Origin of the sequence: Corynebacterium sp. CNCTC7651, from assembly GCF_021496665.1 — a bacterium.
Classification (GTDB): Bacteria; Actinomycetota; Actinomycetes; order Mycobacteriales; family Mycobacteriaceae; genus Corynebacterium.
In genome coordinates this window covers 349,859-371,614 of record NZ_CP071246.1, presented here as the reverse complement: position 1 = coordinate 371,614, position 21,756 = coordinate 349,859, and the positions used below count along the sequence as shown (strand labels likewise).

At 63.3% G+C, this 21,756-nt stretch carries 19 protein-coding genes, 1 pseudogene and 1 CRISPR repeat array; of the genes and pseudogenes, 8 read left to right on the top strand and 12 right to left on the bottom strand.

Features of this window, described 5'->3' with window-relative positions; translation table 11 throughout:
- Window positions 1-38: 38 nt before the first annotated feature.
- The 5 genes from JZY91_RS01855 (at window position 39) to JZY91_RS01835 (ending at window position 2,953) form a co-directional block, all read left to right on the top strand.
- Complete coding sequence (locus tag JZY91_RS01855; protein WP_234948301.1) at window positions 39-536, top strand: CAP domain-containing protein; 498 nt, start codon at window positions 39-41, stop codon at window positions 534-536.
- Window positions 537-600: 64 nt separating this feature from the next.
- Window positions 601-954: a GntR family transcriptional regulator gene (locus tag JZY91_RS01850; RefSeq protein WP_234948300.1), complete on the top strand. Its 354-nt coding sequence runs from the start codon at window positions 601-603 to the stop codon at window positions 952-954.
- Window positions 951-1,640 (top strand): ABC transporter ATP-binding protein, encoded by a 690-nt coding sequence (locus tag JZY91_RS01845; RefSeq protein ID WP_234948299.1) that lies wholly within the window; start codon window positions 951-953, stop codon window positions 1,638-1,640. Before JZY91_RS01850 ends, JZY91_RS01845 begins: the two co-directional genes overlap by 4 nt.
- Entirely contained in the window at window positions 1,637-2,323 is a 687-nt protein-coding gene (locus JZY91_RS01840; RefSeq protein ID WP_234948298.1) for a hypothetical protein, read from the top strand. The genes JZY91_RS01845 and JZY91_RS01840 overlap by 4 nt, the downstream gene beginning before the upstream one ends.
- 285 nt (window positions 2,324-2,608) lie before the next feature.
- Complete coding sequence (locus tag JZY91_RS01835) at window positions 2,609-2,953, top strand: type II toxin-antitoxin system PemK/MazF family toxin (RefSeq protein ID WP_234949012.1); 345 nt, start codon at window positions 2,609-2,611, stop codon at window positions 2,951-2,953.
- 18 nt (window positions 2,954-2,971) lie between these two features.
- Here the strand turns inward: JZY91_RS01835 and JZY91_RS01830 are convergent, their stop codons facing one another.
- On the bottom strand, window positions 2,972-3,175 hold the full coding sequence (locus JZY91_RS01830; protein WP_234948297.1) for a hypothetical protein: 204 nt from the start codon (window positions 3,173-3,175) through the stop codon (window positions 2,972-2,974).
- Window positions 3,175-4,245, bottom strand: a complete 1,071-nt coding sequence (gene bioB / locus JZY91_RS01825) for a biotin synthase BioB (protein WP_234948296.1) — start codon at window positions 4,243-4,245, stop codon at window positions 3,175-3,177. Before bioB ends, JZY91_RS01830 begins: the two co-directional genes overlap by 1 nt.
- A 359-nt stretch (window positions 4,246-4,604) precedes the next feature.
- On the opposite strand from bioB, the gene JZY91_RS01820 reads away from it, so the two are divergent.
- The 3 genes from JZY91_RS01820 (at window position 4,605) to JZY91_RS01810 (ending at window position 5,749) form a co-directional block, all read left to right on the top strand.
- The gene (locus tag JZY91_RS01820; RefSeq protein ID WP_234948295.1) at window positions 4,605-4,997 is read left to right on the top strand and encodes a type II toxin-antitoxin system VapC family toxin; all 393 of its coding nucleotides are present in this window, start codon (window positions 4,605-4,607) and stop codon (window positions 4,995-4,997) included.
- Window positions 4,998-5,079: 82 nt separating this feature from the next.
- On the top strand, window positions 5,080-5,349 hold the full coding sequence (locus tag JZY91_RS01815) for a type II toxin-antitoxin system Phd/YefM family antitoxin (RefSeq protein WP_234948294.1): 270 nt from the start codon (window positions 5,080-5,082) through the stop codon (window positions 5,347-5,349).
- Window positions 5,333-5,749: a type II toxin-antitoxin system VapC family toxin gene (locus JZY91_RS01810; RefSeq protein ID WP_234948293.1), complete on the top strand. Its 417-nt coding sequence runs from the start codon at window positions 5,333-5,335 to the stop codon at window positions 5,747-5,749. Before JZY91_RS01815 ends, JZY91_RS01810 begins: the two co-directional genes overlap by 17 nt.
- Here the strand turns inward: JZY91_RS01810 and JZY91_RS01805 are convergent.
- The 10 genes and pseudogenes from JZY91_RS01805 to JZY91_RS01760 all read right to left on the bottom strand — a co-directional run.
- Window positions 5,746-6,093 (bottom strand): annotated as a pseudogene (locus JZY91_RS01805) (exodeoxyribonuclease III); the annotation flags it as partial. The gene JZY91_RS01810 and the pseudogene JZY91_RS01805 overlap by 4 nt on opposite strands.
- A 30-nt stretch (window positions 6,094-6,123) precedes the next feature.
- A CRISPR array of direct repeats spans window positions 6,124-11,404; the repeat unit is 28 nt; unit sequence GGCTCATCCCCGCTAGCGCGGGGAGCAC.
- Between the two features lie 88 nt (window positions 11,405-11,492).
- Window positions 11,493-11,861 (bottom strand): type I-E CRISPR-associated endoribonuclease Cas2e, encoded by a 369-nt coding sequence (gene cas2e, locus JZY91_RS01800; RefSeq protein WP_234948292.1) that lies wholly within the window; start codon window positions 11,859-11,861, stop codon window positions 11,493-11,495.
- Window positions 11,858-12,796 carry a type I-E CRISPR-associated endonuclease Cas1e gene (gene cas1e, locus JZY91_RS01795; RefSeq protein WP_234948291.1) on the bottom strand — a complete coding sequence of 313 codons (939 nt, stop codon included), beginning with the start codon at window positions 12,794-12,796 and terminating at the stop codon, window positions 11,858-11,860. Before cas1e ends, cas2e begins: the two co-directional genes overlap by 4 nt.
- Window positions 12,793-13,479 (bottom strand): type I-E CRISPR-associated protein Cas6/Cse3/CasE, encoded by a 687-nt coding sequence (cas6e, locus tag JZY91_RS01790; RefSeq protein WP_234948290.1) that lies wholly within the window; start codon window positions 13,477-13,479, stop codon window positions 12,793-12,795. The genes cas1e and cas6e overlap by 4 nt, the downstream gene beginning before the upstream one ends.
- On the bottom strand, window positions 13,476-14,189 hold the full coding sequence (gene cas5e, locus JZY91_RS01785; protein WP_234948289.1) for a type I-E CRISPR-associated protein Cas5/CasD: 714 nt from the start codon (window positions 14,187-14,189) through the stop codon (window positions 13,476-13,478). The genes cas6e and cas5e overlap by 4 nt, the downstream gene beginning before the upstream one ends.
- On the bottom strand, window positions 14,189-15,337 hold the full coding sequence (gene cas7e / locus JZY91_RS01780; RefSeq protein WP_234948288.1) for a type I-E CRISPR-associated protein Cas7/Cse4/CasC: 1,149 nt from the start codon (window positions 15,335-15,337) through the stop codon (window positions 14,189-14,191). Before cas7e ends, cas5e begins: the two co-directional genes overlap by 1 nt.
- 30 nt (window positions 15,338-15,367) lie before the next feature.
- On the bottom strand, window positions 15,368-16,024 hold the full coding sequence (casB, locus tag JZY91_RS01775; protein ID WP_234948287.1) for a type I-E CRISPR-associated protein Cse2/CasB: 657 nt from the start codon (window positions 16,022-16,024) through the stop codon (window positions 15,368-15,370).
- Window positions 16,021-17,685, bottom strand: coding sequence for a type I-E CRISPR-associated protein Cse1/CasA (gene casA, locus JZY91_RS01770; protein WP_234948286.1), 1,665 nt, complete (start codon window positions 17,683-17,685; stop codon window positions 16,021-16,023). Before casA ends, casB begins: the two co-directional genes overlap by 4 nt.
- A 39-nt stretch (window positions 17,686-17,724) precedes the next feature.
- A complete protein-coding gene (gene cas3, locus JZY91_RS01765; RefSeq protein ID WP_234948285.1) occupies window positions 17,725-20,535 on the bottom strand; it encodes a CRISPR-associated helicase Cas3' in 2,811 nt (936 codons plus the stop codon).
- Window positions 20,536-20,815: 280 nt separating this feature from the next.
- On the bottom strand, window positions 20,816-21,730 hold the full coding sequence (locus tag JZY91_RS01760) for an exodeoxyribonuclease III (protein WP_234948284.1): 915 nt from the start codon (window positions 21,728-21,730) through the stop codon (window positions 20,816-20,818).
- Window positions 21,731-21,756 lie beyond the last annotated feature (26 nt).

The following is a 21,756-nucleotide window of genomic DNA, read 5'->3' as shown; positions in this document are numbered from 1 at the left end:
CAGCCCCGAACGGAGCACCTATGCCACCCTTGCCCAACATGAACCCGCAGCAACTGATTGGCGCGATCATCGCGTTCTTGACGGCGCTGAGCGCGCTTGTTGGTGTTCCGCTGACGCCGGGCAGCAGCTCTCCGGTGCACGTGGTGTCGCGCGCGGAGGGCTCGGTGAGCGTGTCGCAGCAGGAGCTCATCGACGCCACGAACCGCTTCCGCGAGCGCAACGGCCTGCACGCGCTTGAGCCGATGCCGGAGCTGAACAACCTCGCCCAGGATTGGTCGGAGCGGCTTGCGCGCGAGGGGCGCCTCTACCACCGCCCGAGCTTCACCTCGTACTACCCGGCCGGGTGGCGCTATGCGTCGGAGAACGTGCTGCAGAACTGGTCCGACGCGAACGCGGACGTGCTGGTGAACCAGTGGGCGACGTCCCCGGGCCACCGCAAGAACATGCTTGATCCGACGATCACCCACATCGGCGTGGGCGTTGCTGACGCGCCGAATGGCAAGCGCTACGCCACCCAGAACTTCGCCCGGTACTAGCCCACCCCGGATTTTTCAGCGCTGCCCTTGACGGCAGCGCTTTTCTAGTTATATGGTTACCCACATGAGTGGTAAACCCATATACCAAGCGATCGCGGACGAGCTCCGCGACATGATCGGGGCCGGCACGCTCGCTCCGGGCGACCGCGTGCCGTCCACCAACGAGCTCTCCGCCTACCACTCTGTGAACCCCACCACCTCGGCCAAAGCGCTCACCGAGCTGTTCAACGAGGGCCTGTTGGAAAAGCGTCGCGGCCTCGGCATGTTCGTGCTGGATTCGGCGCGGGAGCAGGTGTTAAGCACTCGTCGTGAAGCGTTTGCCCGGGATTTCGTCGAACCCTTTGTCCACGCCGCCGACCAGCTCGGATTCACTACGGAAGAACTGGCCGACATGATTGCCAAGGAGCGCAACCGATGAACTTGGAACCCGGTTTTTACGCCCTGGTCGGGCCTAATGCCGCAGGCAAAACCCACTACCTCCATTCGCTGATGGGCCCGCACGCCGCGTTCGTCCCCGCGGGTGCGGATGCAAAGTTCGCGGGCTCCACCGTGCGCGATCACCTGCGCGCCGCGCGCGCCGTCAGGCCGCTCGGAGCGGTGGACTTCCACGACGCTCGCATCAAGAACCTCTCCGTGGGCCAGCGGCGGCTGCTCACCGTTTCGGTCGCGCTTGCCACCGGGGCACCCCTGCTGCTTCTCGACGAACCCTTCGACGGCATCGACGTCGCTACGCGCAAACAGGTCCGTCAACGCCTTATCGATTATTTGGCGGAAAGCCCGGAACGCACCGTGATTATGGCATCGCACCGGCCGGAGGACTTCGCGGGCCTGGCCACGCACGTGATTCAGGTGTTCGGCCGTGAGGTCTCGCGCCCGGTGGCGCTGGATGACGCGCGGGTGTGCTTCCCCACGGTCACTGGCCCCACCGCCGAGATAGAGGAGCTGGCCGCTCGCTTCCCCGTCGCCGAATCGTCCAGCCTCGGCCCAACAACGCGCGCCACGTTCGCCGAACCCCTCCGCGAAGAGGAGTGCCACCTGCCCATTTCTTACCCGGACGACGCCGAACTGATTGACCTCCTGGCCACCGAAAGGACCGCACGATGAAACTCTTCCTCAGCCCCTTCAAACCGGCGATCTACTTGGGCGGGTTCGTGCTGCTGTGCCTGGTGACTCCCCTCGGCCGCCTCGAGTTCGGCGACGGAGGCCTGTGGACCATGGCGAGCGCCGCCGCCCTGTGCCTGTTCTTCGCGGCCGGCGCAGCGAATTGGCCAGCGTTGAATCAGCTCGGCGCCAGCTTCAACCGCTGGATGAACTCGGCGGTGTTGACGGCGCTGGTGGCGGCGGTTGTGCTCGCGCCGCTAACGGCCGCATCCGCGGTGTACCACCAAGCGCACAGTCCGTATTACTTGTGGTACGACCCGTTCATCATCACCAACGGCGAGCCGATGCCCTGGATTGACGAGTACGGCGAGCCCCACCTCGTCGAAGGGGCGGCGCAGGACGCATCCTCGGCCGCGCTGACCCTGCTGTTCCACTTCGTCATCTTTCTCACGATTTCGCTGGTCGGCCTCGCAATCGGTCTTGCAAAAGACACTCGCATGCTGTGGCTACTGATGGGCGCGCTGTTCATCGGCAGCTTCGTCGGTGTCTTAGTCGGTGTGGTAACGGAAGATCCGTTCGCCCCGTTCCACACCACCAGCTACATCATTGCCGTCACGCTCGGTGGAAGCATCGTGCTGGCGGCGTGTGCGATTGTCTTCGCCCGTACGCGCCGGTTCGTGCGGTAGGAGCGAGCGCGTGCAGCCCTAGATCGCAGTTTTCGGAAGCGGGTACGATTTTTGGTATGACTGACGTTGCCAAGATTAGTGTGAGTTTGCCTCGCTCCGATGTGGAAACGCTCGATGCTCTGGTCTCGGAATATAAGTTTCAAACTCGCTCCCAGGGGGTGAGAGCAGCAATCCGGGCGCTCCAACGCGAATCCCTAGCTCGTGCCTACGATTCCTGCTTCAGCGATCCCACGTGGAAAGCCGAAGCGGAACAATGGGATGCCGTATCCGGAGATGGACTCGCAGATGCTAAGGGGTGAAATCTATCTGGTGGACTTCGAGCCGACCGTTGGGCACGAGGCCAACAAAACCCGGCCAGCTGTCGTAATAAGCAACGATCTTGCCAACCAGAGTGCAGCCATCCACGGAGGCGTGGTGACGGTGGTGCCGATTACTTCGAACACCACCAACGTCTACCCGTTCCAAACGCTACTTAAGGCTGACGAAACGGGCCTCCGGCTGGACTCGAAAACTCAACCGGAGCAAATCCGAGCGGTTTCCGTGCACCGGCTTAGCCGGCGCATCGCACAACTCTCCCAGCAGCAAATATCTGAGCTTGATAGGGCCCTTCGGATCCAGTTGGACCTTTAACTGTGAAGAGGCTTGGTCCTACCGCTCCAGCCACTCCGAGCGCAGCAGGCCGTGGCGGGAGCAGGCGGCTTCCCACGCCATCGGGCTGATCTTCACCACCATGCGGCGCTCGCAGATCGGGCAGATCCGCGGCGCGTCGTAGGGGCGGGCCGGGTTGATCGGCCAGGCGATCTCGCCGCTGAGGATGGCGTCGGCCAGCTCCGTCGAATCGGGGACGCGCATTAGAGGGACTTGAGGGTGTCGTACAGCGCGCCGTGGCCGGAATTCTGCTTCTGGCCAACCGGAGTGATGGTGAGATTCAGGTTGGAATCCATCACCCGGTCCACCGCCTCGCGGTCCTTCTCCATCGGGCGGCCGAAGGTGGTCAGGTAGTTGCCGCCGATGATGGCGTTGGCGCCGCCGAGGAGGCCCTGCTCCGTGCCGTCGTCGCCAAGCGCAAGCTCCGTGCCGCCGGCGAAACGCAGCTGGGTTGACGGCATGGCCAGGCGGAACGCGGCAACTGCGCGCAGCGCTTCGCCCTGCGGGACCAGCGGACGGTCCGCGAACGGGGTGCCCGGACGCGGGTCGAGGAAGTTCATGGGCACCTCGTGCGGGGTGATCTCGGCGAGCTGGGCGGCGAATTCTGCGCGCTGCTCGATAGTCTCGCCGAGGCCGATGATGCCGCCACAGCAGGTCTCCATGCCCTCTGCCAGCACGTGCTCGAGGGTGTCCTTGCGCTCCTGCCAGGTGTGGGTGGTCACCACGTTGGGGAAGAAAGACTTCGCGGTTTCGAAGTTGTGGTTGTAGCGCATCACGCCCATCTGGGCGAGGCGGTGCGCCTGCTCGCGGGTGAGGATGCCCAGCGACGCGGAGATGGAGATGTCCACCTCTTCCGTAATCGCGGTGACGGCCTCTGCGACCTGGTCCAGCAGCTCATCCGTTGGGCCCTTCACGGCGGCGACGATGCAGAACTCGCTCGCGCCCATCTTCTCGGACTGCTTCGCAGCCTCGACCAGCTCAGCGATGTTCAGGGTCACGGCGCGCACCGGGGACTCGAAGAGGCCGGACTGGGAGCAGAAGCTGCAGTCTTCGGGGCAGCCGCCCGTCTTCAGCGAGATGATGCCCTCGAGGGAGACGTCAACGCCGCAGTGCTTGATGCGCACCTGGTGGGCGAGGTCGAGCAGCTCCTGGAGGCGCTCATCCTCGATCTGCAGGACCTGCAGGATTTCGTCCTGGGTCAGGCCCTCGCCGCGCTCGAGGCACTTTTCGCGCGCGATGTCGAGGATGTCTTTGGTTTCAACTGGTGCAGTCATGGGTACTCCTGAACGCCGTTCAACAACAGGGAATGTGTGGCAGTGTAGTGCCTTAGTTGAACAATGTTCAGGGATTGGCTCCCGCAGTTACTATTCTCTCCGCGCCGGCTTGGCCATACCCTGTGCATATGAACAACAGGTCGGTAAAGCCTGTGTCGGGAACGTACCGCGCTAGCCGGACTGTGGCTAGGCGAGCTGGGGCACGGGCAGGTAAGGAAGCGCGCGATGTGCGAACGAGCCGCCTCGTGATCACGCCACCAACGGAGCCCGCCAGTTTCAGTGTCGACGACATGGTCGACGGCGAACGCAGTTCCGAAGAAATTCTGGCAGCACTGCGGAGCGATTAGCAGCTGGAAGCTATGGCCGCCTGGTACTTTGACACGACCGGCGCCCTGAAACTGCTGCTGAGAGAGGCCGAGTCTCCGCAATTGGTTGCAGCGATACGAAACATCAATCCGCAGCTTTACATCTCTGACCTAGGCGTGACCGAGTTGCGACGTGCGGCGCAGCGCGAAACGAATCTCACCCAGCAGCTCGTCTCCAACCTGCTGCGGAAGTTTCACGTCGTTCAGATCGACCGACCTGTTTTCAACCAAGCCGGATTACTTCCGGGCCGGCATCTCAGATCCCTGGATGCCCTACACGTCGCGATTGCCCTGGATATGCAGGCGGACGCCCTCATTGCCTACGACAAGCGCATGTTGGTGGCAGCTAACGAAGCCGGGTTGCAGATACTATCCCCCGGCGCCTAGCGGTACTCCACCACGTGTACCCCGCGTCCTCCGGGTTCAAACGCCGCGCCACACGGGAAAGTTTCGGCGCTACGCTCGTAGCATGACCATGGCGGAGCACATCTCTCAGCGGGAATTGCGAAACGATAGCGGGAAAATTCTGCGCGCGGTTGAGGCGGGCGAAGAGTTTGTGATTACGAACCGGGGGCGCCCAGTCGCGCGGCTAGTCGGCGTGGAAGATGGTGCCGAAAGGCGCTGCATCCTTCCTGTGCAGAAGCCGAGCCGCCCGCTCCGGATTGGGAAGCAGTACCGCCGGAAACTCTCGGCCACCACGGATGAACTCCTCGAGGGCTACCGTGACGAGCGTATTTGAGCCTGTCCACCGCTGGTACCTGGATACCTCGGCTGCCCTTAAGTTCTTCGCGGATGAGGCCGAATCGGATGCCTTGGAGCAGGCGATTCTAGAGAGCTCTCCACAAATCTTTTCCTCGACGTTGCTCGAGACTGAACTGCGCCGTGTTGCCGTCCGGCATCCGGAGATTGCGCAGAGCGAGATCTCAGACTTTCTCCAGTCGATCGAGTTGGTCACGTTGACCCAAGCGGCGTTTCGCCTAGCGGGGCAATTGCCCGGCGCGACGCTGAGGTCCCTCGACGCACTGCACTTAACCGCGGCCCTCCTCGGCGGCGCTAGCGCGATTGTCACCTACGATCGCCGTCTTCAGGAGGCCGCGAAGAGCGCAGGTCTCACAGCTCTCGCCCCGGGGCAGAGCTAGCGGTACTCCACCACCAGCGGCGAGTGGTCTGACCAGCGCTCTTCCACCGACGGCACCTTGTCCACCCACGCCCGCTGCGCCCGCTCGAGCAAGTTCGCGTCCTCCGGGTTCAGCCGCCGCGCGACATCGAAACAGGCCGGGGCTTCGCATGCTTTTCGACGCTTCCCGGAAACGTAATCCACCGCACCAGCCGAACCCGGTAGATCCTTAAGCTCTGCATCTTGCGCCACGTCGTCTGGGTAGCAGCCGAACACGGCATCCATGAACGCGCGCTCGTGCGGCAGGAAGCCGGACTTCTTGTGGTTCGTCTTCCAGTTTTTCAGATCCTCACGGCGGACACACATACGGGTGTACAAAATTAGCCTCGGTTGAGGGGCTCATCCCCGCTAGCGCGGGGAGCACCACCGCGCCTACGTGGTGGCGCTTGGCCCGTTCGGCTCATCCCCGCTAGCGCGGGGAGCACCAGACCGTCCGGAGCAGGGCAAGACCGTGCTCGGGCTCATCCCCGCTAGCGCGGGGAGCGCTTCACCCCTCCGTGACGTTTCGGTTGGCGGGAGGGCTCATCCCCGCTAGCGCGGGGAGCACTGCGACCAGGCAGACGGGAACGTACCCGGCTTGGGCTCATCCCCGCTAGCGCGGGGAGCACGGTGCGGCCGTCGGAGAGGGTGACCGTCTTCGGGGGCTCATCCCCGCTAGCGCGGGGAGCACGTGTCTGTGCACTCCGACCGGGTGGTGCGGGAGGGCTCATCCCCGCTAGCGCGGGGAGCACGTTTCGGGGCTGGTGCTTGGCGACGGTCGCCAGGGCTCATCCCCGCTAGCGCGGGGAGCACATTGAGGCGATTGGTGGGTACCGTCAAGACTCGGGCTCATCCCCGCTAGCGCGGGGAGCACGGGTGACGGATTTTGGGGCACCTGTGGTGGAGGGGCTCATCCCCGCTAGCGCGGGGAGCACCAAACCTGGGAGCAGCGCAAGCTCCTCGAAGCCGGCTCATCCCCGCTAGCGCGGGGAGCACAGAATGAGCTCAGCGCAGACACCGTGATCAAGCGGCTCATCCCCGCTAGCGCGGGGAGCACAGCCAATCCGAGAAGAACCGCACCGTCGACGAGGGTTCATCCCCGCTAGCGCGGGGAGCACGTGTGGCAGGTCATTGGCCCCGGTAATGCGCTGGCTCATCCCCGCTAGCGCGGGGAGCACGTGCCGTCCCAGTAGGGGCTGGGGTCGATGGGGGGCTCATCCCCGCTAGCGCGGGGAGCACATGATCGCATTCGCCATGTAGCCGAACTTCTCGGGCTCATCCCCGCTAGCGCGGGGAGCACGAGCCGGTCACGCCGAGCGAGACCAGCAGTGCGGGCTCATCCCCGCTAGCGCGGGGAGCACACCTCCACCCGCCCGGAGATCCACCACGTCACCGGCTCATCCCCGCTAGCGCGGGGAGCACGTCGGTGATCTGCATGAGCTGAACATCTTCGGGGGCTCATCCCCGCTAGCGCGGGGAGCACGTAGTCGCCGCACGATTCCTCTCGCGCCGGAACGGCTCATCCCCGCTAGCGCGGGGAGCACATAGTGTCTTGGGCCGGATTGATGGGGTTGAGGGGCTCATCCCCGCTAGCGCGGGGAGCACCCTGTGCTTGGCGGAGGCTAAACGTCTTGCGCCGGCTCATCCCCGCTAGCGCGGGGAGCACCAGGCCCAGTTCCTCAATAGCCTTCTGCGCCGGGGCTCATCCCCGCTAGCGCGGGGAGCACGCCCACATGATCAGCGGGGTGGTCCAACGCGGGGGCTCATCCCCGCTAGCGCGGGGAGCACCTCGAATTCTTCCGGCATGTGTTCCTGCAACGGGGCTCATCCCCGCTAGCGCGGGGAGCACGAACGTTATTTGACGGTGGGAGAGTTCGCGGAGGGCTCATCCCCGCTAGCGCGGGGAGCACCTTCGCGGCAATCATGTCGCGGGCAATCTCCGGGGCTCATCCCCGCTAGCGCGGGGAGTACCACGTCATGGAGTTGGCGTTGGTGCCGTATTGGGGCTCATCCCCGCTAGCGCGGGGAGCACTGACCGGCAAGGCTGACGTGGTGGCCGTTGCGGGGCTCATCCCCGCTAGCGCGGGGAGCACTCTCGCAGAGGCAGCGCTGCCCGCCGCCGCCTCGGCTCATCCCCGCTAGCGCGGGGAGCACCACCAATCGTCGTGGCCCCGACAGGCTCCGGCCGGCTCATCCCCGCTAGCGCGGGGAGCACTGGGGAAGTAGCGCGGCGGGCGGCCACCCCGTGGGCTCATCCCCGCTAGCGCGGGGAGCACTCATCGGCATTGGTCTGCCGCCACTCGTTCGTGGGCTCATCCCCGCTAGCGCGGGGAGCACAGGTCGACCTGTGGTGGCCGGGCGACGCTCCTGGGCTCATCCCCGCTAGCGCGGGGAGCACGTTGACGTTAAAGCCTTCAATATCGACATAACCGGCTCATCCCCGCTAGCGCGGGGAGCACTCCGGAGCAGGGCAAGACCGTGCTCGTCGATCTGGGCTCATCCCCGCTAGCGCGGGGAGCACAGGGCATGGCTATCAACTACGCAGGCAAGCGGAGGCTCATCCCCGCTAGCGCGGGGAGCACCAATTCTGCTTCTAGCTGGTGGATACGGGTCTGGGCTCATCCCCGCTAGCGCGGGGAGCACGCGCTGAAGCTCGTAAGCAGTGGGCGCGACAGAGGCTCATCCCCGCTAGCGCGGGGAGCACCTCAATCTGCGGCAGCGCAGCACGGCGCGGCAGGGCTCATCCCCGCTAGCGCGGGGAGCACTCGATGTACTGCATTGTGGGTTAGTCCTCGATCGGCTCATCCCCGCTAGCGCGGGGAGCACGCACACCGTTCCTCGAGGCTCGGCGGCACCCCGGGCTCATCCCCGCTAGCGCGGGGAGCACAGCAAGGAGTAGCACCAAATGGCTAACAACCCGGGCTCATCCCCGCTAGCGCGGGGAGCACGGCGGCTGCGAAGTCGGAGTCAGCAGCTGCGGGGGCTCATCCCCGCTAGCGCGGGGAGCACAGGAACTCGTACTCGCCCTGCTCAAAGTTGCCCGGCTCATCCCCGCTAGCGCGGGGAGCACTCGCCCTTCAGCGACTCCGGCGACCGTTTACCGGGCTCATCCCCGCTAGCGCGGGGAGCACCGCGAATCGTTCAGCTTCAAACACGTTGCCGCGGGCTCATCCCCGCTAGCGCGGGGAGCACCCGTCCTCGTACCGCTTCACCAACGTGTTCGGGGGCTCATCCCCGCTAGCGCGGGGAGCACCGCAGCCCCGCAGACCCGCGTCCCGGCGCGTCCGGCTCATCCCCGCTAGCGCGGGGAGCACGCGTTTTCGCCGTCTCCGCCTGCGTCCGTTGCGGGCTCATCCCCGCTAGCGCGGGGAGCACGCCGAGAACGAGGACCGCGACCGTGAAGCGATCGGCTCATCCCCGCTAGCGCGGGGAGCACTTCTCCGGCGGTTTCAGCACGTCGCGCCCCCAAGGCTCATCCCCGCTAGCGCGGGGAGCACAACACGGCATCACTGGTGGTGGCAACGTGCACAGGCTCATCCCCGCTAGCGCGGGGAGCACGCGGAGCTCATGGGTGAAGCGAAGTTCCTCAAGGGCTCATCCCCGCTAGCGCGGGGAGCACGACCTCCCCGGTGCGGGTGTTTGTGCAAGCGCGGGCTCATCCCCGCTAGCGCGGGGAGCACACGAACGCAAGCGCGGACCACGGGTTGTCGACGGGCTCATCCCCGCTAGCGCGGGGAGCACATGGCAGCAAGTTTCCGGCTGATGGGCAGGGTGGGCTCATCCCCGCTAGCGCGGGGAGCACTCCCGCTGCCCCTCCGTCGTGACCGTGCGCGTGGGCTCATCCCCGCTAGCGCGGGGAGCACAGCTCGCGGCTCGGCGGCACCCCGTTCGTCACGGGCTCATCCCCGCTAGCGCGGGGAGCACGTGTGGAGGTGGATGGTGACGCTGCCGGACGGGGGCTCATCCCCGCTAGCGCGGGGAGCACAGCTCGCGGCTCGGCGGCACCCCGTTCGTCACGGGCTCATCCCCGCTAGCGCGGGGAGCACGTGTGGAGGTGGATGGTGACGCTGCCGGACGGGGGCTCATCCCCGCTAGCGCGGGGAGCACGGCCTGAACCAAGGAGGTCCCCTGTGACCGCTGGGCTCATCCCCGCTAGCGTGGGGAGCACTTTGATAGGCCAGAGGTTTCAATACCCATGCCCGGCTCATCCCCGCTAGCGCGGGGAGCACCTGTGCTGCCTTATCGGCCTTACAGGTATTAAGGGCTCATCCCCGCTAGCGCGGGGAGCACTTCACCTGCTCCACAGGCGTGTAGGTGAACACCGGCTCATCCCCGCTAGCGCGGGGAGCACTCGCTCGAGTACGACCGCTTCCGTTGGAACGAGGGCTCATCCCCGCTAGCGCGGGGAGCACACCATCATTGGTGCCGCCGTAGCGGAAGATAGCGGCTCATCCCCGCTAGCGCGGGGAGCACGCACCGCCACGCGCGGCCCGCCGCGTTGCACGAGGCTCATCCCCGCTAGCGCGGGGAGCACGAGGCCTCCGCACGCGTCTCGGGAGAGGCCCTGGGCTCATCCCCGCTAGCGCGGGGAGCACCGTATCGCGACGGCGGGTGAGCTCGCGCTCCTAGGCTCATCCCCGCTAGCGCGGGGAGCACCACGCAGATTCTCCGCAACCTCCAACGCAACCTGGCTCATCCCCGCTAGCGCGGGGAGCACTGAACTAAGCCCCCCCCCCCCGCTGTTGGGTGGTAGGGCTCATCCCCGCTAGCGCGGGGAGCACTCGCTGGAGTACGACCGCTTCCGCTGGAACGAGGGCTCATCCCCGCTAGCGCGGGGAGCACGATTCTCCTTCGTGTGTGAGGACGGGGATGGTGGGCTCATCCCCGCTAGCGCGGGGAGCACTTACTTCTGCCTATGGCCACGACACGCTCACGGGGCTCATCCCCGCTAGCGCGGGGAGCACAAGGAGCTTAAGCGCTCGCAGCAGGGTAAGGCGGGCTCATCCCCGCTAGCGCGGGGAGCACGTTCACGCACGGGCGCGGTTTCGGCTTGGCGGGGGCTCATCCCCGCTAGCGCGGGGAGCACGCCCGGGTAGAGGGTGGCCTCTTGCCCGCCGATCGGCTCATCCCCGCTAGCGCAGGGAGCACACGAAGCGCGGTCAGAATGAAATGCGGGGGCTAGTGGCTCATCCCCGCTAGCGCGGGGAGCACTCCACCGACACCACAATGGTGGACACCCCCGTGGGCTCATCCCCGCTAGCGCGGGGAGCACAATCACTGGTGGTGGCAACGTGCGCATTGTGGGGGCTCATCCCCGCTAGCGCGGGGAGCACCGTGCGCAGACCTCGAAGCAGGCGATCTACGACGGCTCATCCCCGCTAGCGCGGGGAGCACATTCTCCCACGCCCGCCTCCGCGAGTACACCACGGCTCATCCCCGCTAGCGCGGGGAGCACACCTCGGACGGTTTGATGGTGGAGACCTTGCGGGGCTCATCCCCGCTAGCGCGGGGAGCACGACACACGCCCCTTGTCGGGCTGCACCGTATCGGGCTCATCCCCGCTAGCGCGGGGAGCACTTTACCTCCTGACCTTGGTGCTTTCGCCCGATGGGCTCATCCCCGCTAGCGCGGGGAGCACACTCAGTGAGCAGCCCGTTTGCCACTCTAACACGGTCTAGAGATTCAACTGCTTGCCGGACGCAACTGTTGGGTTGAACCCAATCCGATCACAACTTGTCGCCTTGAGGTCCCCAATGAGCGTCGTACGCTGCGCGTTGACGCCTTGCCTTGCTCCAACCCTTCCTGCGTTTCGCTTCCGAGGGCGGGTGCTTTCGCATCATCAGCGTAATCCCGTCGAAATCGGTGGGCACCCAGCTGTGTCGATGGGTCCGAAACTCCATCCCTTGCTCCGAATTGGAGGAGTACACCAGTAGCGCACGCCCGTCTTTACACAGCGCTACTGTGCGATCCCAAAGAAGATCGCGAATTCGCGCGCTCGGGGTTCCAACGAAGACACCAGGGGTAACCTCAAGGAGCCACTTAGTTAAATCACCTCGCAATCCGGCTGGGCAAGCAGTGACAACGAGGACAATCACTGCTTGAGCTCCTTTTCAGACCAGTTAACTCCGGCTGCAATCAGCTCGAGCTCGCTCCAAAGGAAGAGTTCGGCATCGGATGGCAAGACCTCGTCGTCCACGTCCATTACGTACTTGATGTCTTTCACCATTCGAGGCATGAGACGCGTGCTCACGACCAAGTCGCGAACTAACCGCCTGACTTCAACTGAGGGTTGGCCACAATTTGCAGCGACGGCGTCAAATGCCGCGGGAATCGCAATCTCAGCCTTGTAGAGGTCTGCAATGTCGTACACAAACGAACGATCAGTTCCGGTGTGCACTACCCCAAGCGCGGGTACGAATCCGAGGCCCGCAACAACAGCATGCGCTACCCCGTACAGCGCAGCGCTCGCTGCAGTTAGTGCTTGATTAATCGGATTCGAAGATTCGAAGTCATTCGGGTCATAGCTTCTTCGATCCCAATAAACTCCGGTTCGTTGCGCTTCAGCTGCGTAAATGCGCTTCATCCGCGCGCCCTCCCGGCTGCGGAGCTGCGACATCGAAAGACCTTCGAGGTCCTCACCGGGAAAACGCAGGGAGTACATCCGCTTGGCACAATCCAGACGCTTTCTCTGGTGTGTCACTATCTCCGCCTGCTTTTCCGCGCATCGCGATGACTTCGCAGGCGGACGGCCCTGCGCGTAGAAGCGCACACCGCGCTCCCCGACCCACACAACGCTCGTCCCAGCATCTCCCAGCAATGCCATCGCCGCATAGGTAGCCCGTGTGCCTGGCCCGAGGAGAAGCGCTGCCAGGGCGGTTGCGGGAACGTGAGCGATGCCTCTGTCGTCGGTAATCGTAAGTGCATTACCGTCCCGATTCACTGTTGCTCTCTCGACGTAGAGAAATGAGATCCGGTTCTCTAAACGCGAGAGAGCGAGGCGCGTGATGGGAACTTCACTGGGGGTGCTCACTGAATCTGGCCCAACGGTGCAAGCGTCAGCAATCCACAGCCGTACCCTTTCGCGCGGCCAATCCCTTGCTGGAGACTCGTCCGCAGCAGCGCTGCATCTGAAACTTGGAGCGTCCCAGAGAAACGTGCCTTGGCCACGCGCACGGGTTGTTTGCGTGCACCAGCAGCCCTATCGCGATGGAACACGTCAGTCCACCGCTCGGTGATCTGGGGGACAGCACCCAGCGCGTCAGTCGCGTCGCGCTGGGCGAGAGCGAACCCGCACCCCGGAGCCTTCTTGTACAACCAATCGAGTTGGTGCACCGGAGACACATGCGCTTTCACCTTCCCGCGCTTTCCCTTTTCAAAGACGGAATATGTAGGGTTCGCCACAAGTTCGAAGTGCCACCGTTGGCCTTTCATCAAGCTGCCAAGAAGGCGATCGTAGTTTGCTGTCTCTCCCGGCCGTTCCGGCCACCCTGCCTGATCGACAATGTGGTCCACAGTGGGAACTTCAGGCCCCACGATGTAAAGCACACTGTGATGCTCATGCGGATCCACTCGCCATAGCACCCGGGAGTCCGTCTCGTCTATGTCCGGGGGAAACGCGCTGCGAACTGCGGCGTGCATCGACTGAGCGTCGGAAAGCAAACGAGCTCCACCGCGCCGCTTTGGATTAATGAGAACCCTGGTCATCGTTGTCATGCCCACACCACCGCATCAAAGAAGGGATCCGACGCTTCTGCGCCGTCGGGATTATTCATGTCGACGTAGCTCGACTGGATTACGTTGCGCCACCCGTACTGGCGGTGGCGGGGGTCGAACGAAAGCGGGACATCCTGCCTTGCCACCCCACCGCTTTCTCCAGGCAGCGCATCCCGGTAGATCGGGAGGCGCACTTGGCGGGGCGACCGGGACTTGTGTGCCGTGGTAGCATGCCACGATTTGTGCTCATGGAGCGCCTCTTCTGCAGGCTTATCAACGATTCCCAGCACCAAGCCGGGGTGCACGGGACACGACCGACGGCCCATGAACAGCGGGTAGGCGGGCTGCCGAAGCGCGGATTCAAGGCCTTCGACGACCTCCCGGTGCTCGGATTCCACAGCGGCGACAAACGCGGCATCTGCCAGGTAGTACCGCGTGACCAGGGATGCAGAACTGCCGGGCTTTCTGATCCAGTCCTGCGCTGTTTGATAGTCACGCAGGAGGCTCCCGGATTGGTCTACCCGGACCGCGAGGGTCAGCGCCGCCAGGTCTTCGACGGGATCACTGCGACGCCTGCCCTCGGCTGCGGCGAGTAAGCCGACAATGCCGGATTTGGAGGGGGTGGGAGCGGTTGCGCGGACTTTGAACCTCGATTCGTCGCCCCACGACTGCATTGGCCCCTTGAGGAGTAGTAACAGAGAGTGAGCCATTACTTCGCCTCTGCTGCAGCCAGATCAGCACGGATCTTTTCAGCGAGTTCCGGAAGCGTGACGCGATCCGCTATCCCCTTAAAGGCATCGGCGGACGTTCCGAGACCGACTACGTACGACGCTAGCGGCTGGAAACCGTATGCCTCGCGCACGTTGGTAGCCTCCTCCGCGAGGCGGCGAGTGGCAACCTCGCGGCGGCCAGCCCCGTCTTTCGCTTCCACCGCGTGCTCAAACGCGGTAACGAGGGAGATTGGACGGGTATCACGGACCGTGACGTAGAGCAGCTCCGGCACCGTCTGGTTTGCGAAGGTGTTGATTTTGCCGGTCGGCATCGAGCAGGCAAACGCTTCGATGAAGCGGGACGCTGCTTCATGCGCGGCCTCGGTCGATCCGAGGTTCTTCGCGAGACCCTCAACGTTGACGGTTGCGTATCGGTAGAGGGTGGACGACATCATCTGGGTGGTGCCAATCATGCCTGCGCCAGTTTCATGTCCGTCGGCCGCAAGGTCGTCGACGGCAGTGAAGTAGTCGAATTCCGGTGCGCTCGTGTGAACGCCAATGGCGTGTGCAACCTGAACGGCAGCGTCGATGTTGAACGATGCGTCATCTGCGACCATCCGGCCGAACATTGCCATATCCACAGAAGCGTCGGAGTTAAGAATCTCTTTCGCGGTGTTCTTATCCACCTTCTCCCCCTCCTCCAGGGCAGCAAGCGTGGCTACGGCGCGATCAATCTGCTGCTGACTGAAGAAGAATAGGTACCCGGTTTCGGGGTACTTGGTTTCTGTGTTCTCGTTCTGGGACTCAGCCTCGGCCTTTTTCTTCGGCTTCTTTTCTTCCACAAGCCCGATCTTTGCTGCGGCAAACAGCTCGCGGACGCGCTGCAGTGCGGTTACCTCATCCCAGCCGGTTGCCTTAGCGAGCTGTTTCGTGATCTTTTCGGGAAGGCGCTTCGACCGCGCACCGATTGCTTCAGTTTCAAAGTTCTCACGGTAGTAGCTGCGAATCGCCCGCTTCCATGCCTGCGAGGAGACGCGCTGGCGCGGGGTGCCACCGTAGATCGCGGACTTCGGCGAGCCAGTGTCATCGCGGTTGATCAGTGACGGGGGCACGGTCTGCAGGGCGTGGATATCGATGGTGAGGGTCATGGTGTGTTCCTTTCAAAAAAAGGCGGGTGGCTAGTTCGTGTTGGTGGTGGTGTCGACGTCTTCTGGGGGCGGTGCGTCTTGAAGCTGGCGTGCACCTCGAGCAAAGTCGCGGCCCCAACGAAGGAGCACTCCCGGCTTTCGGTTCGGGTTCGCCAGCGCGCGCAGGTCCTCGGAGAACCGTCCGTAATCAAATGCCAGCTCGTAGTTCCGCAGAAGCGAGACGAGTGAGCGCAAGTGGACTGCGCGAGAAGCATCGTCCGTCGCCAGCTGAAGTGCGTCGAAACGGTGCTTGAAAGATTTCGATTCAGTTCGGGGCATAAGCTGACCACAAGCCTGAGCGAACGAGACTTCACTCGTATGCATCGGCTTCTTGGCGCTCTGCATATGCACCCCAAAGAGCGAGAGCGATCGGTAGAGCGCAACTTCCGACGCTGATAGACGATCGTCATGGCCCATGAAATCCTCGTTGAGCGGCGGGTTCAGCATGCCGATGATTTTCTGCAACCCCATGGGGTTTTTCGCAGGTTCTAACGCCGATGCCTTACGGAGTTCTGCTAGCGCCGCCCGAGCATCCGCGGCATCACGCCCATACGGGTTGTCTAGGTAGTCGCGCTGCAGCTTGTCGGCAGTTCGAGCAACGCTCTTGCACAACGGTGCACCGCTCGGTGGCACTGATGGTTGTGTCATTCGTTCATTCCTTTCTCGCTTTGGGTGACGGAGTCTTTCTGCACGCTCAACGGGAGGTCCTTATCCAAACGTCGACGCAGCTGACGCTCAGCGGTGCCGGCATTGAGGATTCGTCCGTCTCCCCCGTCCTGTCCCGCCCCCTCCAGACGTCCGATGAGTGCTCTCGGACCTGCACCGACGATCAGTTCGTGAGCTGTTTCGAGCACCACCTGGCGGACCGTACGTTGCCAGTCGACTGATTTCTCCTCTATGTTTTCCGCCGTCACTCCACGGAGCCACGCAACGAACTGCGGCTCCAACTCAGCGAAAAGTCTGTCTGCGGGCTCTTGGCTAAAGGCATACTCACCGCCCGCCGCCTGCAAGAGCTGACCAGCGAAGCGACCGAGGGAATATCTGGCCGCTGCAGCGGCGGCCGCAGCGTTGCGCACGTCGCGGCGCATCTCAGCACCTAGGGCATCCCCTCGCAATACCACGAGCGGAAGGCCAATACTTGCACTCATCGTGACTGCAACGGAAGACGACTGGGCCCCGTATTCCATGGACACAAGTGCGACATCGAAGACGTCATCCTGGCCGGTTTCGGCTGCAATCTCCGCGAGGTTCGTAAGCGTCTCGGGACGCTTCGGCGCAGTCTCGGCCCCGTCGTACTGGGCATCCTTGTCCACGGCGATCAAGGGGTCGAGCGAGCGCCACATTGTCTGCCGCATATCGTGCGGACGCGGGTAGAAGGCCGGCTTCCCCTTTTTTGACTTGTTCGGGCTGTATCGGTACGGAGTCATCGGGTCGCCGAAAGCGTTAAGGCCAGCATCCGGGATTCCATCCCCGTTGCTCACAAGAACCTTCGTTACCAGACCGTTTTCTTCATAAAGACGGATCCGTCGGGCCTGCCAGGTAGCAAATTCCGCAGCGCCGCTGGGCGAGACCAGACGCGGGGCCGCAGTGTCTTGGTCTCGCTCCCACACGGGCAAGCTGTCCTCCAACACCGAAGAGGCCGTGGTGTTGAGAATGAGTGTCTCCAGCAACGTAGAGCCCACGATGACGGTACCGCCCGTCATCCCGCTCCAGCCGGTTCCGATCGGGTAGCCTTTTCCGCCCTTGACGCGAGGGTCACCGACAGCACCCGTCTTGATGCCGGAATAGTCGTAGGCCTGACAGTGAATAAGCCACCGAGCCGCCTCAGCGAGACCGAGCGCTTCGCGTCCATCGCCGGTACGCATAGTGAAGTAATCGTGCTCCGCCTCTGGAACTATGCGAGAAACCGATTGCGTCGTCCCGTTGCATGCAACTAGATCTCCTACCTGCATGAATGGTTGTTCCGAGTCAAGCAGATCAAACCTGTCGTAGTGCGTATCCAGGTAGCTGAGGACCGCTTCGTCCCTCCCAGTGGCAAGCAGCGCGGTTCGCGTATCCACGAACCATTCTTCCCACTCAAAGTCATCGCGGGCGCGTTTCGATGTCAGAGTTTCAGCGAGCTCAGCATGATGAGCCCTCCAAAACACCGCAAGGAGCACTCGCAGTACCGCGTAGTCCTGCGTCGGCGAATCACCCATAACCGCCGTCGCGTGAGTCGATCCGTCGAACAGCTCGCGCAAGCTCGCAATCCGTTTCTCGCCATTGACGTGGCACGCTACCCATTCGTGGTCAACCAAGTTGAATGTCATGGCAAATCTCCTTTCTAATTCCGAGTAGCAATTGGGACACTATCCGCCGCCTCCGACAGCACGAGAGGTGTTGTCGCTCAAAATTTCGAGTCCGAGCTCTGACGAATACCTCACCTGGAACCTGCCCAGCTGCGCTACCCAACCGGCGTTGAGAGGGAGCGCCAGCTGTCCGCGGAGGAGATAATTTCCGTCCCAGGTTTTCGGCGTGGATTCCTCCAGCTGGCCAACCACTGCCTCGAAGTCAGCGAGTGCACGCGTCATACGGACAGGCAGGCGAACAGTGCTCGCCGCAAGGTGGCGCGCAACCCGAGGCTCTGGGTCCGCATCCCACAGGACCTCCCCGTTCGGTTGCCCAAGAGGGAAATAACCGAATTCCGTGAGCTCAATGGGGATGACCTCGACCGTTGGTTCGGCATCGCGAACCTGTGCGGTGCCGCGCTCCTCCCCTTTATCCAGAGTCCGGAGGGCCTGATCAGTCAGCGTGAAAAGCTCGCGGAGATGCTTTGCGTCCTCTGGAGCTGCAATTCGGAAATCGCGGGACCGTCTAGCTGCACTTTCCTCCCGTAACCTGGACGCTTCTTTCGCCTCCTCGTAGATCGGAAGCCACGCAGGCGGCACGTCGACGCTCCCTCTGTAGGTTGCGTGGACCAGCGGGGCGATATCGCCAGGGCGCTGAAACGCATCGGGCAGCAGAGCTGCGGTGTGGAGAAGGATTTTGGGGTCGTAGATTGCCGCCGTACCGGAATCAAATATCGGGCAAGGTTCCCGCTGCACGAACCCTCGGATGTAGATCCGCGGCGAACTGACTTGGCCCGGGCGATCGGTGACAGGACGCAGATGGCGGTGCAGACGCCCCGCACGTTGGATAACAAGGTCCATTGGCGCAATGTCCGAGTACAGCACGTCCACGTCGATGTCGAGGCTCTGTTCAGCGACCTGTGTCGCGACGACCACTTTGCGCAGCGGGCGACCTGCGCCCCTGCGGGCATCTGGACCTAGCTCAGCGCGCAGCTCATCTTCTCTCTCGACTCGCTCCCAGGACATGAATCCGGCGTGATGCAAGGTGACCTCTTCGGGGAAAGCATCGCTGAGGACCCGATACGCGTCTTGGGCGCGGGCAATCGTGTTGCAAAGGACGAGCGCGCAGCCGCCATCCGCCAAGTTGTTCTCCAGGCTGGCACGCAGCGTGTCAGTATCGTCCGCGATCACCTCGATCGTGGCTGTCAGCGTGGTCGGGGACGGTTCCGGGGTATGGAACCGAACGTGCTCATCAGTTGCAACCGTGACAAGCGGGTATGCAACTCCAGGGTCCTCGTTTGGTCTCGCATCCGTGTAGGCAGAGATCATGGCGTTGCGGCGGTCTGGTGGCAGCGTTGCGCTCATCACAATGGTGCTTGCGCCGTAATAGTGCAGCCATTCGAGGGTGGTCAGCAGGTACTCCGAGGTGTACGCGTCGTACGCGTGCACCTCATCGAAAATCACCACTTTGCCTGCTAGCGCTGCATGCCGCAGCATCGAGTACCGCTGTGTCAGCGCAAGCATCAGCACTTGGTCGACGGTGCCAACAACGATGTTGGAAAGCAGGCCTTTTCGCCTCCCGCTCATCCATTCCTTCGCCACAACACTGCCGTGTTCAAGGTCCTCCCCAATGCCTTGAAATCGCAGAGACTGATACGGCTCAACCAGGGAGTTCTTCGAGTGGGCAAGGTACATGGAAGCAACGCTTCCACTCTCCCCAGCCCGTGAGGCCCAGTCGAGGGTGCGCTCCAGCAGCCCATTCGCTGTAGCCATTGTGGGGGCCGCGAAATACACACCTTGCGCCTCGCTTTTCGCGACCATGAGTCCCGCACCAGCAAGAGCCGCTTCTGTCTTACCGACTCCGGTTTCCGCCTCGACAATCACCAGGCAAGGGCCATCAACTTCGCGTACCGCATCGACAACCGCCCGTTGCACAGAGCGCGGCGTGCGTTCACTTCCCCACCCGAAGAATTCTGCAAATACCTGATCAACACCCCCTTCGACCGCCCTGGTGCGCAACGGCCCAGTAAGTTCGATCGCTGCAAGACCGCGAACAGCACGGTCGACCTGCGATCCGCCACTGCCCATTGGAAATGCATCCGCGTTGGAGGCGATCCAGTCAGCCATCACAACAAGCCCGGAGAGGACTTGCGCGGGCGCGGTTCGCACCCTGCGGATGCGGCTCACTACAGATTCAAACCCAGTTAGTTGAGCCATAGCGTCGACAAGCTCTTCTTGAACCTTGCCCCACTCCGGCGGATACATAGTTGCTGCGTGCGCCGCTGCGCTACTGGCCTCTTCTTGGGACGCTATTCCGTGGTGCGCGTCCACGATTGCAGCGAGCCTCCTGGCCACGGAGCGGGCCATGCCGCGCCCCACGAGCCACTCAGAGAGGATCACCCCCGAGGCGACACCATGCGGAATCTTCTGCTCTTGCTGCTCGCGGTTAGCGGCATCGAGCGAAAGACCTGCGTCGCGCACTCCGGAAACAATGTGCGCATATTCTCCTCGATCGATTTGGCGCTGGAATTGAGGGATCGCCTTTCCAACGTCGTGAACCCCTGCCAGGAAGATGTACAACAACCTGACTTCGTCAGAAGTGAGGTGGAGCCTATCTGAGAGGAACCGAACCATAGCGCCGGAAATCCAGACATCGAACACACCAGCGGCAACACAAGCCGTGTCGACGAGGTGCTGAGGTAAAGAAAGATGACCGGAGTCATCTCCAGACTTCGCCCACAGCGCCCTCGCTTGCGCCGAGCGCGCCGCAACCCACCCTTCGGCATCTGACGCAAACTCAAGGGTAGAGGCCGGAAGCTCAGGGATGTTCACGCTGAACCACTCCTTCCCTCCAATTCATCGATACTCTCCAAGAATAATAGCGTTCATGAATTATCGCCAGAGATACCGAAAAATCCTGAATACCCAGTGGCACCGGTTGATTTGTAAAGTCAATCCGGAGATCCCAGGCTGGCTCCCCGCGCCCGCGGGGATGAGCCCGCTATCATTCTGGGATCCTCATCCTCCCCGCGCTAGCGGGGTTCCAGGGCTGGCCAGTCTTTCAAGGCCAGCCCCTTTTTAGCGCTACCCCCTCCCCCGAAAAGGTTCCGAGCTACCGGTACTCCACCACCAGCGGAGAGTGATCTGACCAGCGCTCTTCCACAGTCGCCACGCGGTCCACCCACGCGCGCTGCGCCCGCTCAAGCATGTTGGCCGTAGCCGCCTGCACGTCGATGCGCCAGCCCGCGTTGTTGTTGAACGCCTGCCCGCGGAACGTCCACCACGTGTACCCCGCGTCCTCCGGGTTCAAGCGCCGCGCCACATCGAACCATCCAGGGTCCGCGCATGCTTCTCGACGCTTCTTTGAGACGTACTCGACCGCACCAGCCCAACCCGGCAGGTTCTTAAGCTCTGCATCCTGCGCCTCCTCGTCCGGGAAGCAACCGAACACGGCATCCATGAACGCGCGCTCGTGCGGCAGGAAGCCGGATTTTTTGTGGTTCGTCTTCCAATTCTTCAAGTCTTCGCGGCGGTGGCAGATGTTCCAGTCGCCGCCGATCACCATGTCGGGCTCCTCCTCGGCCCACTGGGCGAGCAGCGGCTCGAACTCGTCCAGGAAGCGGTACTTCTCGTCCTGTTTCGCCGTACCGGCCGACCCGCTGGGGAGGTAAAGGGAGGCGACAACGGTACCGTCGTGAAGTGTGGCCCTGATGAAACGGCCGGCGTCTTCGAAGGTGGGGATGCCCACGCGGACGTCGGCAAGCGGGGTGCGCGAAAGAATGCCCACCCCGGCGCGGCCCTTGGCCCCGGGCGCGGTGGCGGGGGCGACGGCGAGGTGCCAGCCGGCCTCGAGCGCGGGGGCGAGTGCGGCGGTGGCCTCGGCCTCGGTGGCGCGGACCTCCTGCATCAGCACCACGTCCGCCGTGGTCCCGGCGAGCCACGCGAGCATGCCGAGGTTGTCCTCGCTGCGGATCTTGGTGGCGGCGCGGATGCCGTTGACGTTGACGCTAGCGATGGTAAGGCTCATGGGTTTGCACCATACCGGCATGCGTG

Bases quoted from the DNA above. Each gene is read 5' to 3' on its own strand.
- JZY91_RS01855 (WP_234948301.1), top strand. From the start codon at position 39: ATGAACCCGCAGCAACTGATTGGCGCGATCATCGCGTTCTTGACGGCG.
- JZY91_RS01850 (WP_234948300.1), top strand. From the start codon at position 601: ATGAGTGGTAAACCCATATACCAAGCGATCGCGGACGAGCTCCGCGAC.
- JZY91_RS01845 (WP_234948299.1), top strand. From the start codon at position 951: ATGAACTTGGAACCCGGTTTTTACGCCCTGGTCGGGCCTAATGCCGCA.
- JZY91_RS01840 (WP_234948298.1), top strand. From the start codon at position 1,637: ATGAAACTCTTCCTCAGCCCCTTCAAACCGGCGATCTACTTGGGCGGG.
- JZY91_RS01835 (WP_234949012.1), top strand. From the start codon at position 2,609: ATGCTAAGGGGTGAAATCTATCTGGTGGACTTCGAGCCGACCGTTGGG.
- JZY91_RS01830 (WP_234948297.1), bottom strand. From the start codon at position 3,175: ATGCGCGTCCCCGATTCGACGGAGCTGGCCGACGCCATCCTCAGCGGC.
- bioB (WP_234948296.1), bottom strand. From the start codon at position 4,245: ATGACTGCACCAGTTGAAACCAAAGACATCCTCGACATCGCGCGCGAA.
- JZY91_RS01820 (WP_234948295.1), top strand. From the start codon at position 4,605: ATGGCCGCCTGGTACTTTGACACGACCGGCGCCCTGAAACTGCTGCTG.
- JZY91_RS01815 (WP_234948294.1), top strand. From the start codon at position 5,080: ATGACCATGGCGGAGCACATCTCTCAGCGGGAATTGCGAAACGATAGC.
- cas6e (WP_234948290.1), bottom strand. From the start codon at position 13,479: ATGACAACGATGACCAGGGTTCTCATTAATCCAAAGCGGCGCGGTGGA.
- cas5e (WP_234948289.1), bottom strand. From the start codon at position 14,189: ATGGCTCACTCTCTGTTACTACTCCTCAAGGGGCCAATGCAGTCGTGG.
- cas7e (WP_234948288.1), bottom strand. From the start codon at position 15,337: ATGACCCTCACCATCGATATCCACGCCCTGCAGACCGTGCCCCCGTCA.
- casB (WP_234948287.1), bottom strand. From the start codon at position 16,024: ATGACACAACCATCAGTGCCACCGAGCGGTGCACCGTTGTGCAAGAGC.
- casA (WP_234948286.1), bottom strand. From the start codon at position 17,685: ATGACATTCAACTTGGTTGACCACGAATGGGTAGCGTGCCACGTCAAT.
- JZY91_RS01760 (WP_234948284.1), bottom strand. From the start codon at position 21,730: ATGAGCCTTACCATCGCTAGCGTCAACGTCAACGGCATCCGCGCCGCC.